The sequence below is a fragment of the Burkholderia sp. BCC1998 genome, assembly GCF_905339875.1.
Taxonomy (GTDB): Bacteria; Pseudomonadota; Gammaproteobacteria; order Burkholderiales; family Burkholderiaceae; genus Burkholderia.
This window is the reverse complement of record NZ_CAJPHE010000004.1, coordinates 150,082-164,623: the sequence shown is the minus strand read 5'-3', so window position 1 is coordinate 164,623 and position 14,542 is coordinate 150,082. Positions and strand designations below refer to the sequence as shown.

Here is a 14,542-nt window from a genome sequence, read left to right as displayed (position 1 = left end):
TCGCGGTGATGCGAGGGCCTTGCTTTTTGACGGTTGTCTATCGGCTCGTATCGGCCTCGCGCGGGCAGTGCGTGGATACAAACGGTTGCAATTGCATCAGTGGCGATGGCCGCCGCCGTTGCCTTGGCCGCGCCCGCCGCCGTCGTCATTCCAGTCGGCGCGGCGTCCGTCGCCGCGGCCCCAGCCGCCGTGACGGGCGCGTTCGCCGCGGTCGCGATCCCAGCCGCCGCGGTCACGATTCCAGCCGTCGCGTCCGCGATCCCAGTCGCGGCGTCCGCGGTCCCAGTCGCGCCCGCCGCCACCGCCCCATATGTTGACCGTCCCGTACACGGGCGACGCCCCGTAGGCCGGCCCGTACGCGTAGCCGGGATCGGAATAGTAGGGCTGTCCGTAGCCGTATCCGGCGTCCGGACCGACGACGCACCCGGCCAGCAGCGTGGCGACGCCGGCGGCAGCAATGAGCTTCAGCATGATGATCTCCGTTGGTTTCCGTATAAGTACCGCGCGCGGGGATCGCCGGCTGTATGCAATTGTGTCGCGAAATTACAGCGCCGTAAGGTCTTGGGGCGAAAGTGTTAGCATCCGGGGCCTATTTGTTTTTCAGGAGCACATCGATGAAATTCGCGATCCGGGCCGTCCTGGCCGCCCTGTGCGTGACGACCGCCGCCGCCTGCGCGGCCGGGCCCGCATCGGCGCCCGCCGTGCCGGCCGAGTCGATCAAGATGTTCCCGCAGCCGACGGCCGGCCAGCAGCGCGCGGTGATCGCGCTGCCCGCGCTCGAGAACGAAGGCGACGCGCGCGTCGAGCTGATGATCGGCAAGACGCTGCAGACCGACTGCAACCAGCAATGGTTCGGCGGGGAACTGACCGCCGAGGACGTGAAGGGCTGGGGCTATACGTACTATCGCCTGACCGACGTGAAGGGGCCGGCGTCGACGCTGATGGCCTGCCCGGGCCAGGCGCCGCAGCAGCGCTTCGTGCAGGTGCGCGGCGACGGCCAGCTGCTGCGCTACAACAGCCGCCTGCCGCTCGTCGTGTACGTGCCGGACGGTTTCGACGTGCGCTATCGCGTGTGGCATGCGTCGAAGGACGTGCAGCACGCCGTGACGCAGTAACGCATCGGCGCGGTCGTGCAGGAGCGCTTGCCGCTGCACGACCGCGTGTGGTTTCGCTTGCGGGCTTCTTTCCGGGGGCCGCCGTTTTATCCGCCGCTCGGGTGTGCGAGCGCCGGCCATGCGGCCAGCGCGGCTTGCGCGACCGCCTCCAGATCGCGACGGCTCGCACCGTCGCGCGCCTGAATCGACATCCCCTGTTGCACCGTCACGTAGTAGCGCGCGATCGCGTCGAGGTTCGTGTGCCGAGCGCTCTCCGGTCGCAACGCCTTCGCCCAGCCGCGCGTGTAACGCGGTGACGGTCTGCTCGCGCATCGCGATCAGCATTTGCCGGACCGTGTCCGAGCGCTCGGCCGACGGCGGGGCGAATGCGTAAGGGGTGACGCGCGATGTGACGTGTGCCGCATGTCACCGTGATGGCGCGATGATGAATGGAAGAGGATAACGAACGGTTTTGCAGGCGCACGGCGGAATTCATTTACAAAGTAATCAAGCGTACTTACGATGACGCCAATCTGGGCTAGCGGAACTTCGTATGCGTACGGTCGATCGGGCGATGCTTGCCGCGCTCTGCCTTTGGCTTGCTGCATGCGGCGGCGGTGACGGCAGCGCGGCTCCGGCATCGCAGACCGTTGCGGGCACATCGACATCACCCGTCGCTCCCGCCGGCGCCGCATCCGGCGCATCGGCTGCATCGACGAATTCCGGCAGCCCGGCACCGACCGCTGCGCCGACCGGTTCCGCGTCCGGCACGACGCTTCTGCCGTCCAGTGGCGCCAAACCGATTCTGGTCGCCGATGTGACGGTCTCCCCGGCTGCCGACGGCAGCGACCAGGCCGACGCGTTGCAGAAGGCATTCGACAGCCTGCGTGCCGGCCAGCGCCTCGTCATCGCGCCGGGCCGCTACGTCGTCGGGCATTCGCTTGCCGTGACGGTGCCGCAGGCGGTGATCTCGGGATACGGCGCGACGCTGGCCGCGACCAATCCCGCCGACCAGACGATCGTGATGAGCGGCGCCGGCTCGACGCTCGTCGGCGTGACGCTGGCCGGCACCGGCACCACGCGGCTCACGACGCCCGAGTCGACCAAGGCCGAGGTGACGGGCTCGGAGGTTCAGGTGCTCGGGGTGACGATCCAGGGCGGCGCGAGCGCCGGGATCTTCGTGTTCGGCGGCAACGGTATCGCGATCGTGGGCAATACCGTGCGGGCGACGCTCGCCGACGGCATCCATACGACCTACGGGTCGACCAACGTGCTGGTGCAGAACAATACGGTGACCGGCACCGGCGACGATCTGATCGCCGTGGTCAGCTATCTCGGCGACGGTCGCCTGAGCAGCAACGTGCTGATCGACCATAACGCGGTATCGGGCAATTCTTGGGGGCGCGGCATCACCGTTGTCGGCGGGCAGGCGGTGACGATCTCGAACAATACGGTCGACGGCGTCGAGAAGGCGGCGGGGATTCTCGTCGCGCAGGAGGACAGCTGGAAAACCTACGGGGCTTCGAACGTCGTCATCACGGGCAATACCGTGACCAACATTCAGAACGCGAACGTGAACAACGGATTGCAGCCGACGCAGCAGGGCGCGATCGAGCTGGATACGTGGTCGGGAGCCGTGTCGGATGTCACGGTGGCGAACAACCGCGTGTCGGGTTCCGGATATGCGGGGTTCCGGGCGTACGGAAACGTGTGTTCGTTCAGCGTGACGGGCAACACGTTCTCGTCGATCGCCGGGTTGCCGGTCTCGTTGCTGACGAACGGCTGCGCGTCGAACCGGATCGTCGTCGATGCGAACCGGCTCGCGGACGGCAGTGTGCTGGCGCTGCCGGCGGGGGCGTCGTCGACGGGGACGTTTGCCGTGACGGGCGCGAATGCGAGTCTGATACCGCAGTTCAGGACGGGGTTGATGCAGTGACGGGGCGGTCAGGGCTCAGGCCTGACGGCTATTCGCTGGCACAGCACGGCATACGCGGCTTCGGCGGAACACGCGGCCAGGCGTGAGCGTGGGCACCCGACGTTCGGACGCTGTGCGTGCCGACGGTGCGATTTTCAGGCTGAGGCGGAATTTCGGGAAATTGCTGGTCCCCCCGACAGGAATCGAACCTGTATCTAGCGCTTAGGAGGCGCTTGTTCTATCCATTGAACTACGGGGAGAGCCATGTCCGCGATATCGCGTGCGGAAGACGCGACCGGGACGGCGATGTGGACAGCGCGCAGAGTATAGCAAACGCGACGCGCATCGGCGGACGGAATGCGTGCCGATACGTGCCGCGCGCGCCCGGTCGTGTCCGAAAAAACCGAATCAGAAATCGACGACGACGAAATCTTCCTTGCCCACGTCGCACAGCGGGCAGCGCCAGTCGGCGGGAATGTCGGCGAAACGGGTGCCGGCGGGGATGCCCTCGTCGGGCAGGCCTTCCGCTTCGTTGTAGACCCACCCGCAAATCAGGCAGACCCAGCTCTGGTATTCGGTTACTTCGCTCATGTGGCGCTCGGGATGATGAAAGTCGGTGACGCCGTCCGCGGCGTGGCCGGCGGACGAAAGGCGCAATGGTACCGGAATTTCGCCGAACGCCTCCGCAACGTCGTTTTAAACGTACGCATCGCGAACAACGACCGTCATCGCGCGGGCCGGGCGCGCAGTGTATGCTTCGTGAGCCTTTCAAATCTGAAGGAGAAAAACGATGCTCAACAAGAAGAAATGGATCGCGGGTGTGGTTTGTGTCGCGGCGCTGGCCGCGTCGACGCTCGCGCGTGCCGAGGCGCGCGTGTACTTCGCCGAGCCGAAGGATGGCGCGACGGTCTCGAGCCCCGTGCACGTGAAGTTCGGCCTTGAAGGGATGGAACTCAAGCCGGCCGGCGACATGACGCCGGACACGGGCCACCATCACCTGCTGGTCGACGGCAAGCCGGTGCCGAAGGGCGACGTGATCCCCGCCACCGACCATTCGCTGCACTTCGGCAAGGGCCAGACCGAAACCGACCTGAAGCTGCCGCCCGGCCAGCACACGCTGACGCTGCAGCTCGGCGAAGGCGCACACCGCTCGTACGGTCCCGAGCTGAGCTCGACGATCACGGTCAACGTGAAGTAATCGCGCGTTCCGCCTGCGGGCGCCCGGCCGGGAAGCTGCGGCCGGATGCCCGCCGCCGGCCCCCCGTGACGTCGAAGCACGCGATGCCGGCCTCGTCCGCCGAGCGCGCGCCGTCATGCCGCTGCAGCAAAAACGCAGCGCCAACGCAACGCTTAAGCAGCACAAAATGATTCGCCCTCCGGCCTAGTCCATCCGGCCATCCCGGCGCAGGCGTCCGCCACCGGTACAATGGGCGCTTCCGATTTCTCTCTTCGCCGTCTCCCCATGTCGCTTTATTCCATTACCGGCGCGCAACTCGCGTTCGGTCACGTCGCGTTGCTCGATCACGCGGACTTCTCGCTGGAGGCCGGCGAGCGCGTCGGCCTGATCGGTCGCAACGGCGCGGGCAAGTCGTCGCTGCTGAAGATCGTCGCCGGGCTCGCGAAGCCCGATGACGGGCTGATCACGCGTCAGCAGGAGCTCGTGACCGTCTATGTGCCGCAGGAGCCCGAATTCGAACCCGGCGCGACCGTGTTCGACGCCGTGGCATCGGGGCTCACGCACACGCGCGAAGTGCTCGAAGAATACGATTCGATCGCGCATCGCCTCGCGGAAACACCGGAAGGCGCCGAACACGACGCGCTGCTCGCGCGGATGAACGCGCTGCAGTCGTCGCTCGATGCGCACGACGCATGGAACTGGCGCACGCGCGTATCGATGACGCTCGCGCAGATCGGCCTGACCGACGGCGACGCGCAGGTCGACGCATTGTCGGGCGGGATGCAGAAGCGCGTCGCGCTGGCGCGCGCGCTGGTGCTGCAGCCCGACGTGCTGCTGCTCGACGAACCGACCAACCACCTCGACTTCGACGGCATCCGCTGGCTGGAAGAACTGCTGGTCGCGCAGCGTGCGGGCCTGTTGTTCATCACGCACGATCGCGCGTTCCTCGACCGCGTCGCGACCCGCATCGTCGAGCTCGATCGCGGCCGGCTGCTGTCGTATCCGGGCAATTTCTCCGCGTACCAGACGCGCAAGGCGCAGCAGCTCGAAGTCGAGCGCGTGGAAAACGAGAAGTTCGACAAGCTGCTCGCGCAGGAAGAAGTGTGGATCCGCAAGGGCGTCGAGGCGCGCCGCACGCGCAGCGTCGGCCGCATCGCGCGGCTGGTGCAGATGCGCAACGAGCGCGCGGAGCGCCGCAATTCGCAGGGCAACGTGAAGCTCGACGTCGCGCAGGGCGAGAAGTCGGGCAAGATCGTCGCGGAACTGACGGACGTGACGAAGCGCTACGGCGATCGCACGGTCGTCGACACCTTCTCGACGACCGTGATGCGCGGCGACAAGATCGGCTTCGTCGGCCCGAACGGCGCCGGCAAGACCACGCTGCTCAAGCTGATCCTCGGCGAGCTGAAGCCCGACGCGGGCACGGTGCGCACCGGCACGAACCTGCAGGTCGCGTATTTCGACCAGATGCGCGCGCAGCTCGACCAGGAAAAGAGCCTGGCCGACACCATCAGCCCCGGTAGCGAATGGGTCGAGATCGGCGGCGTGCGCAAGCACGTAATGAGCTATCTCGGCGACTTCCTGTTCGCGCCGGAGCGTGCGCGCTCGCCGGTGAAGTCGCTGTCGGGCGGCGAGCGCAACCGGCTGCTGCTCGCGCGCCTGTTCGCGCGTCCGGCCAACGTGCTGGTGCTCGACGAACCGACCAACGACCTCGACATCCCGACGCTCGAACTGCTCGAAGAGCTGCTGGCCGACTACGACGGCACGGTGCTGCTCGTCAGCCACGATCGCGCGTTCCTCGACAACGTCGTGACGTCGGTGATCGCGGCCGAAGGCGACGGCAAGTGGCGCGAATACGTCGGCGGCTTCACCGACTGGCAGATCCAGAGCGAGCGTTCGCAGCAGTTCGCGCAGCAGGAAGCGGCGAAGCGCGCGGTGAAGGAAGCGGCGCCGGTCAAGGAAGACGCGGCGAAAGGCGCGGCCGGCCGCAACGCGCAGCGCACGGTGAAGCTGTCGTTCAACGAGCAGCGCGAACTCGATGCGCTGCCCGAGAAGATCGCGGCGCTCGAGGAAGAACAGAAGACGATCAACGCGCAACTCGAAGATGGCTCGATCTTCGCGAAGGATCCGCAGGAAGGCACGCGCCTGACCGAGCGGTTCGCGGCGATCGACGACGAGCTCCTCGCCGCGCTCGAGCGGTGGGAGACGCTCGAGGCAAAGCGCAAGCCGGTCTGACGCACCGCGCATGGCGGCCCGGCGCGTCGGAGCGCCGGCCGGGCGGCCGGCAGCGCCGTGCGACGATCTTGCGACGGCGCGCCACGCGGAACCAGTAAAATACCGCGCGTCCCGGGTCGCTCGGCGCACGCCGCGCGCCCGCTTTCGGAGCAGTCCAAGCACACCGTTGTTTCGATTCGCTTTTTTACGGAACTCAACGTTTTGTCCACGACGTTATCCACACGAGGTGTGGACAACGTCCCGATGAATGACGAAATTCAGCGCCTATGTCAACGAAGAAGCCCAGCGCGGCCTATAGCGAAGCATCGATCAAGGTGCTCAAGGGCCTCGAGCCGGTCAAGCAGCGGCCCGGCATGTACACCCGTACCGAAAATCCGCTGCACATCATCCAGGAAGTCATCGACAACGCGTCCGACGAGGCGCTCGGCGGCTACGGCAAGCAGATCACGGTCACGCTGCACGCCGACCAGTCGGTGTCGGTCGAGGACGACGGCCGCGGCATCCCGTTCGGGATGCATCCCGAAGAGGGCGTGCCGGTCGTCGAGATCGTGTTCACGCGCCTGCACGCAGGCGGCAAGTTCGACAAGGCTGCCGGCGGCGCGTACACGTTCTCGGGCGGCCTGCACGGTGTCGGCGTGTCGGTGACGAACGCGCTCGCGACGCGTCTCGACGTGACGGTCTGGCGCGACGGCAAGATCGCCGAACTCGGCTTCGCCGACGGCGACGTCGTGAAGCCGCTCGCGACGCAAGGCGCGGGCCGCGGCGAGAAGAAATCCGGCACGCGCGTGCAGGTGTGGCCGAATCCGAAGTACTTCGATTCGCCGAACCTGCCGCTCGGCGAGCTGCAGCGTCTGCTGCGCTCGAAGGCCGTGCTGCTGCCGGGCGTCGAGGTCGTGCTCGTCAACGAGAAGACCGGCGAGCGTCAGGCATGGAAATACGAGGACGGCCTGCGCGGCTACCTGCTCGACGAGATGAACGGCAGCGAGCTGCTGATCCCGCTGTTCGAAGGCGAGCGTTTCGCCGATGCGCGTTCGACCGACGAAACCTTCGCCGAGGGCGAGGGCGCGTCGTGGGTCGTCGCATGGAGCGAGGAAGGTTCGCTCGTGCGCGAGTCGTACGTGAACCTGATCCCGACGCCGGCCGGCGGCACGCACGAGTCGGGCCTGCGCGACGGCCTCTACCAGGCGGTAAAGAGCTTCGTCGAACTGCACAACCTGCAGCCGAAGGGCGTGAAGCTGCTCGCGGAAGACGTGTTCGCGCGCGTGTCGTTCGTGCTGTCCGCGAAGGTGCTGGATCCGCAGTTCCAGGGGCAGATCAAGGAGCGCCTGAACAGCCGCGACGCGGTGAAGCTCGTGTCGTCGTTCTCGCGTCCGGCGCTCGAACTGTGGCTGAACCAGCACGTCGAGCACGGCAAGAAGCTTGCCGAACTGGTGATCAAGCAGGCCCAGGCGCGCACGCGCGCGGGCCAGAAGGTCGAGAAGCGCAAGAGCTCGGGCGTCGCGGTGCTGCCGGGCAAGCTGACCGATTGCGAGACCGAAGACATCGCGCGCAACGAACTGTTCCTCGTCGAGGGCGACTCGGCGGGCGGTTCGGCGAAGATGGGCCGCGACAAGGAATACCAGGCGATCCTGCCGCTGCGCGGCAAGGTGCTGAATACGTGGGAAACCGAGCGCGATCGCCTGTTCGCGAACAACGAGGTGCACGACATCTCGGTCGCGATCGGCGTCGATCCGCACAGCCCGGACGACACCGTCGACCTGTCGAACCTGCGCTACGGCAAGATCTGCATCCTGTCGGACGCGGACGTCGACGGCTCGCACATCCAGGTGCTGCTGCTCACGCTGTTCTTCAAGCATTTCCCGCAGCTGATCGAGCGCGGTCACGTGCACGTCGCGCGGCCGCCGCTGTTCCGCGTCGATGCGCCCGCGCGCGGCAAGAAGCCCGCGCAGAAGCTCTATGCGCTCGACGACGGCGAACTCGAGGCAACGCTCGACAAGCTGCGCAAGGACGGCGTGCGCGAAACGCAGTGGAGCATCAGCCGCTTCAAGGGTCTCGGCGAAATGAGCGCGGAGCAGCTGTGGGACACGACGATGAATCCCGACACGCGCCGCCTGATGCCGGTGAAGCTCGGCGAACTCGACTACGAGGCGACGGTTGCGCGCATGACGATGCTGATGGGCAAGGGCGAGGCAGCCGCGCGACGCGGCTGGCTCGAGGAAAAGGGCAACGACGTCGAAGCGGACATCTAAACCCGCGCGGCCGGGCATGACGCCCGGCCCGGCCTCACGCCACTTACGAATACGGAATACAGATGGACGACAATACTTCCGATCTCTTCGCCGGGTCCGACGCACCGGAAGCCGATGCGCTGACGCTCGGCAACTACGCGGAGCAGGCGTATCTCAGCTACGCGGTCAGCGTCGTGAAGAGCCGCGCGCTGCCCGACGTGTGCGACGGCCAGAAGCCGGTGCAGCGCCGGATCCTGTTCGCGATGAACGAAATGGGCCTCGGGCCCGACGCGAAGCCGGTGAAGTCGGCGCGCGTGGTCGGCGACGTGCTCGGTAAATATCACCCGCACGGCGACCAGTCGGCGTATGACGCGCTCGTGCGTCTCGCGCAGGATTTCTCGCTGCGCTATCCGCTGATCGACGGACAGGGCAACTTCGGCTCGCGCGACGGCGACGGCGCGGCGGCGATGCGCTACACCGAAGCGCGGCTCACGCCGATCTCGAAGCTGCTGCTCGACGAGATCGACCAGGGCACGGTCGACTTCATGCCGAACTACGACGGCTCGTTCGAGGAGCCGAAGACGCTGCCGAGCCGCATGCCGTTCGTGCTGCTGAACGGCGCGTCGGGCATCGCGGTCGGCCTGGCCACCGAAATCCCGTCGCACAACCTGCGCGAGGTCGCGGCGGCGGCGGTCGCGTTGATCCGCAATCCGAAGCTTTCGCACGCGGAGCTGATGAACCTGATTCCCGGCCCGGATTTCCCGGGCGGCGGCCAGATCATCTCGAGCGACACCGAGATCGCGGCGGCCTATGAAACCGGCCGCGGCAGCCTGAAGGTGCGCGCGCGCTGGAAGATCGAGGATCTCGCGCGCGGCCAGTGGCAACTCGTCGTCACCGAGCTGCCGCCGAACACGTCGGGCCAGAAGGTGCTCGAGGAAATCGAGGAGCTGACCAACCCGAAGCTCAAGCTCGGCAAGAAGACGCTCACGCCCGAGCAGCTCAACACCAAGAAGGCGATGCTCGACCTGCTCGACGCGGTGCGCGACGAGTCGGGCAAGGAAGCGGCGGTGCGGCTCGTGTTCGAGCCGAAGTCGCGCACGATCGACCAGACGGAATTCGTGAACACGCTGCTCGCGTACACGAGCCTCGAATCGAACGCGACGCTGAACCTCGTGATGATCGGCGCCGACGGCCGGCCGGGCCAGAAGGGGCTGCTGACGATCCTCGACGAGTGGGTGAAGTTCCGCCAGCTGACGATGACGCGCCGCTGCCGCCATCGTCTCGCGAAGGTCGACGACCGCATCCACATCCTCGAAGGGCGGATGATCGTCTTCCTGAACATCGACGAGGTGATCCGCATCATCCGCGAGTCGGACGAGCCGAAGGCCGCGCTGATGAGCGCGTTCGGCCTCTCCGACCGCCAGGCGGAAGACATCCTCGAAATCCGCCTGCGTCAGCTCGCGCGGCTCGAGAAGATCAAGATCGAGAAGGAACTCGAGGCGCTGCGCGACGAGAAGGCGAAGCTCGAGGAACTGCTCGCGAACGAAAGCGCGATGAAGCGGCTGATGATCAAGGAGATCGAGGCCGACGCGAAGCAGTACGGCGACGATCGCCGCACGCTGATCCAGCAGGAAAAGCGCGCGACGTTCGAGGCGAAGGTCGTCGACGAGCCGGTGACGGTCGTCGTGTCGCAGAAGGGCTGGGTGCGCGCGCTGAAGGGCCACGGGCTCGACCCGGCCGGCTTCACGTTCAAGGCCGGCGATCACCTGTACGCGGCGTTCCAGTGCCGCACGCCCGATCGCCTGATCGCATGGGGCAGCAGCGGCCGCGTGTACTCGGTCGACGTGTCGGTGCTGCCGGGCGGGCGCGGCGACGGCGTGCCGGTCACATCGCTGATCGAGCTCGAATCGGGCTCGCACCTGATGCACTACTACGCGGCGCCGGCCGATCAGCAACTGCTGCTCGCGTCGAGCAACGGCTTCGGCTTCCTCGCGAAGGTCGGCGACATGGTGAGCCGCGTGAAGGCCGGCAAGTCGTTCATGACGATCGATGCAGGCGCGGTGCCGCTCGCGCCGATGCCGGTACTGCCGAACGCGACGCAGGTCGCGTGTCTGTCGAGCGGCGGCCGTCTGCTGGTGTTCGGGATGGACGAGATGAAGACGCTGTCGGGCGGTGGCCGCGGCGTGATCCTGATGGCGCTCGACGACAAGGAAACGCTCGTGCAGGCGCTCGCGATCGACCCGGCCGGTGTCGTGCTGATCGGCACCGGGCGCGGCGGCAAGGCGCAGGACGAAACGCTGTCGTACGCGGGGCTCGCGCCGCACGTCGGCAAGCGCGCACGCAAGGGCCGCGCGCCGGAAACGAAGCTCAAGGTCGTCAACGAGCTGCGTCCGCTGCTCGGCTGACGCCGCACCCGGTCGCCGGTTCGACCGGCATCGAAGGCCGCACCTCCGCTTCAGCGGGCGTGCGGCCTGTTTCTTTTGGGGCGACGCATGCAGGAAAGCGAGCGTGGCGCCGTCACGCGGAACTTGCAAATATTGTGAAATACCGCCAAGGGTCTGAACCGACCGGCGGTCCGCCGGTCGAACGTCGCTCGAGACCGCGCGTGACGCGGCTGTTCGTTGCACTCAACTCATAACAGGATTGCCGCCATGTCCCACGCCGTTGCCGTCGCGCTGTTTCTTCATCTGCTGGCCGTCGCCGTGTGGGTGGGCGGGATGGTCTTCGCGCACTTCTGCCTGCGCCCGGCGCTGTCCGACCTGACGCCACAGCTGCGGCTGCCGCTGATCGAGGGCGTGTTCGGCCGCTTCTTCAACTGGGTGTCGGGCTCGGTGATCGTGATCCTGCTGTCCGGCGGTTTCCTGCTCACGGCCTTCGGCGGCGCGCACGCGACGTGGACGCTGCATGCGATGGCGGGGCTCGGCGTCGTGATGATGCTGATCTTCGGCCATATCCGCTTCGCGCTGTTCCCGCGCATCCGCCGCGCGGTGCAGGCGCAGAACTGGCCGGACGGTGCGCGCGCGGTGAACACGGTGCGCCTCCTGGTCGTCGTCAACCTCGTGCTCGGCGTCGTGACGATCGGCGCGGCCGTGCTGTCGCGCGGCTTCTGATCGCCTCGCCGGCCTCTGATTTAGCGGCGCCGTTCGGCGCCCGCCGCCGGCGCGGTGCCGCGCGCCGCTACGCGGCCAGCATCGCGTCGAGCAGCCACGCGCCGGCCGGGCCGAGCGGCCGGTTGCGCGACCACACGGCATCGACCCGCACGCGGCGCGGCCAGCCGCGCGCGCGCAGCTCGCACAGCCGATCGCGCGCGAAGTGCTCGACCATCCAGCGCGGCAGCTCGGCCCAGCCGAACCCCAGCACCGCCATCTCCAGCAGCATCAGGTAGCTCGGCGCGAGCCAGCGCTGCGTGCCGACGACGATCCGGTCGGCGGCGCCGCGATCCTCCGGTTTCACATACGTATTGAGGCGCAGCTCGCGCGCGTCGCGCAGCGCCGCATGCGGCACGTCGGCGTCGCCATAGGCCGACAGCGCGTGCGTGCGCCCGACGAACAGGCCGATCTCCGACTCTTCCGCCACCGTCGCCGCGCCGATATCGGGCGGATAGACCGCGCGCGCGGCCATCAGCCCGAGCTGTGCGCGACCCTGCTGGATCAGGTCGAGCACGTCCTCGTGCTCGGCAATCTGGCATTCGAGCTCGAGCGCCGGAAAGCGCCGCTCGAGCGCCATCAAGGTTTCCTCGTAACGCTTCGACTGGTACGTGTCGGACACGACGAGCGTCAGCCGCGCTTCCTCGCCCTGCGCGAGCCGCGCGGCGGTGCGGTCGATCGCCGCGCCGGCCTCCAGCGCACGCTGCACCTGCGGGAGCAGCGCGCGGCCGGCATCGGTCAGCGTCGGTGTGCGCGTCGAGCGGTCGAACAGCTGCACGCCGAGATCGATCTCGAGGTTCGCGATCGCTTCGGACACCGTCGACTGGCGCTTGCCGAGCTTGCGGGCAGCGGCCGTGAACGAGCCGAGCAGCGCCGCTTCGGCGAAGGCGAGCAGGGCTTCGGGGGCATGGCGCATGCGGCGGGTCTCAGGGCTTTATATCGGTAAAACCGATGATATCAAACTGGATTCACGCGGTTTCGCCGATCAAAATGGCCGGCATCGATTGTACGAACGCATCGGAGGGAACCATGAAACAGATCAACAAAACGGTGACGGAACGTCTCGTTCATGCGCTGACGTTCGAGCTGGTGGCGATCGCGCTGTGCGCGCCGATCGGTGCGTGGCTGCTCGACATGCCGGTGTCGCACGTCGGCGTGCTGACGGTGATGGTGTCGCTGATCGCGATGGCCTGGAACATGACGTTCAACACGCTGTTCGACCGCTTCGAGCGGCGGGCGGGCCTCACGCGCACGCTCGGCATGCGGATCGCGCATGCGGTCATGTTCGAGCTCGGCCTCGTCGCGATGGTGGTGCCGGTCGCCGCGTGGTGGCTGAACGTGAGCCTCGTCGAGGCGCTGCTGCTCGACCTCGGCATCGTGCTGTTCTTCCTGCCTTACACGTTCTGTTTCAACCTCGCGTACGACGCGCTGCGCGCACGCTGGGCCGCACGCCGCGTCGCGGTACCGGCGGGCTGAGCGGCAAGCGTCCGGCGGCGGGGGCGGCGACCGGGGCCGGCCGTCAGTGGGCGACGGCCCACAGCCACACGCCGCATGCGATCGCGACCGCACCGTAGACGGCATACACGGGCACCTTGAAGCGCGTGAAACACAGCGTCGCGAAGGCGCCCGTGAGCCAATAGACGGGATCGGCCGGTTCGCGATGCAGGATCTTCACGACGGCGACGACGAGAAAGCCCGTCGTCGCCGCGCGCAGCAGGCGCATCCCGTGCTCGAAGCGCGAATGGCGCTTGAGCCGGAACAGATGGTTCTGCGCGAACACGACGAGACATCCCGACGGAATGAACAGCGCGGCGGTCGCGAGCAGCGCACCGCTCCAGCCGTCGGTCAGGTAGCCGAGAAACGGCACGACGTTCAGCAGCGGGCCGGGCGCCACCGGCGACAGCGCGAACGCGAGCGTGAAGTCGCGATCGGAGATGCCGGTGGCCGGCGACACGAACAGCGTCTTGAGCACGGGCAGCGCGGAGAAGCCGCCGCCGAACAGCGTCATGCCGGCGCCGGCGAGCCGCGGCCACAGCAGCGTCTCCTGGTAGTCGCCGGGCAGCGGCAGTGCGAATACCGCGACGAGTACGGCCAGCAGCACGAGCAGGTTGCGGTCGCGTTTCGACAGCGTGACGTCGACCGTGGCGTGTTGCGGCGGCCCGGTGAGCCAGCCAGCTGCAAACGCCGCGAAAAGAATCCCGACGAAAGCGGCCGGACTATGCGCGAAAGCGAGCAGAATCGTCGACAGCGCGGCGATCACCTGTTCGAGCCGCGTGCGCGCGAGCGCGCGCCACTGCTTGACCCACGTGACGCCGATCAGCGCGGCGAGCACCATCCCGAAGTGATTGATCAGCACCGGCGCGGCCAGCGAGCGCACGACCGGCGTGCGGTAGAAGATCGCAAACAGCGTCATCAGCACGGAGAACGGAAGGACGCTCGCGATGCCGGCGACCCACGCGCCTGCGCGGCCGTGCAGCGTCTGGCCGACCTGCACGGCGACATTACAGCCGACGGGGCCTGGCACGAGCCATGCAAGGGCGACGAGATCGGCGAATACGTGCGGCTCGATGCGCTGCCACCGCTCGACGTAGTGGCGTTCGAGCTGCGCCATCATCGAAAGCCCACCCCACGACAGCGCGGAAATGCCGGCGACGACCTTGAACAAGGCCCACAGGGATGCCTGTGCCTGTTCGACACGTTCGGCCGCTTCGACTTCGACGGTGGTCATGATGGTGTTGCGGTTGGCG

The 14,542-nt window shown here is 67.3% G+C and carries 12 protein-coding genes, 1 tRNA gene and 1 pseudogene; 8 read left to right on the top strand and 6 right to left on the bottom strand.

Annotation, left to right across the window (positions count from 1 at the left end; translation table 11 throughout):
- Nucleotides 1–96 precede the first annotated feature (96 nt).
- Complete coding sequence (locus U5A56_RS09335) at nucleotides 97–471, bottom strand: hypothetical protein (RefSeq protein ID WP_044846394.1); 375 nt, start codon at nucleotides 469–471, stop codon at nucleotides 97–99.
- A gap of 143 nt (nucleotides 472–614) precedes the next feature.
- On the opposite strand from U5A56_RS09335, the gene eco reads away from it, so the two are divergent.
- On the top strand, nucleotides 615–1,115 hold the full coding sequence (gene eco / locus U5A56_RS09330) for a serine protease inhibitor ecotin (RefSeq protein WP_044846395.1): 501 nt from the start codon (nucleotides 615–617) through the stop codon (nucleotides 1,113–1,115).
- A gap of 86 nt (nucleotides 1,116–1,201) precedes the next feature.
- Here the strand turns inward: eco and U5A56_RS09325 are convergent.
- Nucleotides 1,202–1,466, bottom strand: a pseudogene (locus U5A56_RS09325) (TetR/AcrR family transcriptional regulator); the annotation flags it as partial.
- A 445-nt stretch (nucleotides 1,467–1,911) separates the two neighbouring features.
- Between U5A56_RS09325 and U5A56_RS09320 the strand changes: the two are divergent.
- Entirely contained in the window at nucleotides 1,912–3,030 is a 1,119-nt protein-coding gene (locus tag U5A56_RS09320) for a right-handed parallel beta-helix repeat-containing protein (protein WP_415749107.1), read from the top strand.
- Nucleotides 3,031–3,194: 164 nt separating this feature from the next.
- Here U5A56_RS09320 and U5A56_RS09315 read toward each other — a convergent pair.
- Nucleotides 3,195–3,269 (bottom strand) — tRNA-Arg (locus tag U5A56_RS09315).
- Nucleotides 3,270–3,417: 148 nt separating this feature from the next.
- Nucleotides 3,418–3,600 (bottom strand): rubredoxin, encoded by a 183-nt coding sequence (locus U5A56_RS09310; RefSeq protein ID WP_006478164.1) that lies wholly within the window; start codon nucleotides 3,598–3,600, stop codon nucleotides 3,418–3,420.
- 199 nt (nucleotides 3,601–3,799) lie between these two features.
- Between U5A56_RS09310 and U5A56_RS09305 the strand changes: the two genes are divergently transcribed.
- The 5 genes from U5A56_RS09305 to U5A56_RS09285 all read left to right on the top strand — a co-directional run bounded on the left by U5A56_RS09305 (nucleotide 3,800) and on the right by U5A56_RS09285 (nucleotide 11,759).
- Nucleotides 3,800–4,207 carry a DUF4399 domain-containing protein gene (locus U5A56_RS09305; protein WP_124487169.1) on the top strand — a complete coding sequence of 136 codons (408 nt, stop codon included), beginning with the start codon at nucleotides 3,800–3,802 and terminating at the stop codon, nucleotides 4,205–4,207.
- 228 nt (nucleotides 4,208–4,435) lie between these two features.
- On the top strand, nucleotides 4,436–6,421 hold the full coding sequence (locus U5A56_RS09300) for an ATP-binding cassette domain-containing protein (RefSeq protein WP_321921965.1): 1,986 nt from the start codon (nucleotides 4,436–4,438) through the stop codon (nucleotides 6,419–6,421).
- A gap of 266 nt (nucleotides 6,422–6,687) precedes the next feature.
- A complete protein-coding gene (locus U5A56_RS09295; RefSeq protein ID WP_044846422.1) occupies nucleotides 6,688–8,670 on the top strand; it encodes a DNA topoisomerase IV subunit B in 1,983 nt (660 codons plus the stop codon).
- 62 nt (nucleotides 8,671–8,732) lie between these two features.
- Nucleotides 8,733–11,054: a DNA topoisomerase IV subunit A gene (gene parC, locus U5A56_RS09290; RefSeq protein ID WP_044846423.1), complete on the top strand. Its 2,322-nt coding sequence runs from the start codon at nucleotides 8,733–8,735 to the stop codon at nucleotides 11,052–11,054.
- Between the two features lie 246 nt (nucleotides 11,055–11,300).
- A complete protein-coding gene (locus tag U5A56_RS09285) occupies nucleotides 11,301–11,759 on the top strand; it encodes a CopD family protein (protein ID WP_044846424.1) in 459 nt (152 codons plus the stop codon).
- A 67-nt stretch (nucleotides 11,760–11,826) separates the two neighbouring features.
- On the opposite strand, the gene U5A56_RS09280 is transcribed toward U5A56_RS09285, so the two are convergent.
- The gene (locus U5A56_RS09280) at nucleotides 11,827–12,711 is read right to left on the bottom strand and encodes a LysR family transcriptional regulator (protein ID WP_044846425.1); all 885 of its coding nucleotides are present in this window, start codon (nucleotides 12,709–12,711) and stop codon (nucleotides 11,827–11,829) included.
- 113 nt (nucleotides 12,712–12,824) lie between these two features.
- Here U5A56_RS09280 and U5A56_RS09275 point away from each other — a divergent pair, with 113 nt between their 5' ends.
- Nucleotides 12,825–13,271 (top strand): multidrug/biocide efflux PACE transporter, encoded by a 447-nt coding sequence (locus U5A56_RS09275; protein ID WP_124487172.1) that lies wholly within the window; start codon nucleotides 12,825–12,827, stop codon nucleotides 13,269–13,271.
- Between the two features lie 43 nt (nucleotides 13,272–13,314).
- On the opposite strand, the gene U5A56_RS09270 is transcribed toward U5A56_RS09275, so the two are convergent.
- A complete protein-coding gene (locus U5A56_RS09270) occupies nucleotides 13,315–14,523 on the bottom strand; it encodes a chromate transporter (RefSeq protein ID WP_321802091.1) in 1,209 nt (402 codons plus the stop codon).
- Nucleotides 14,524–14,542: the final 19 nt, after the last annotated feature.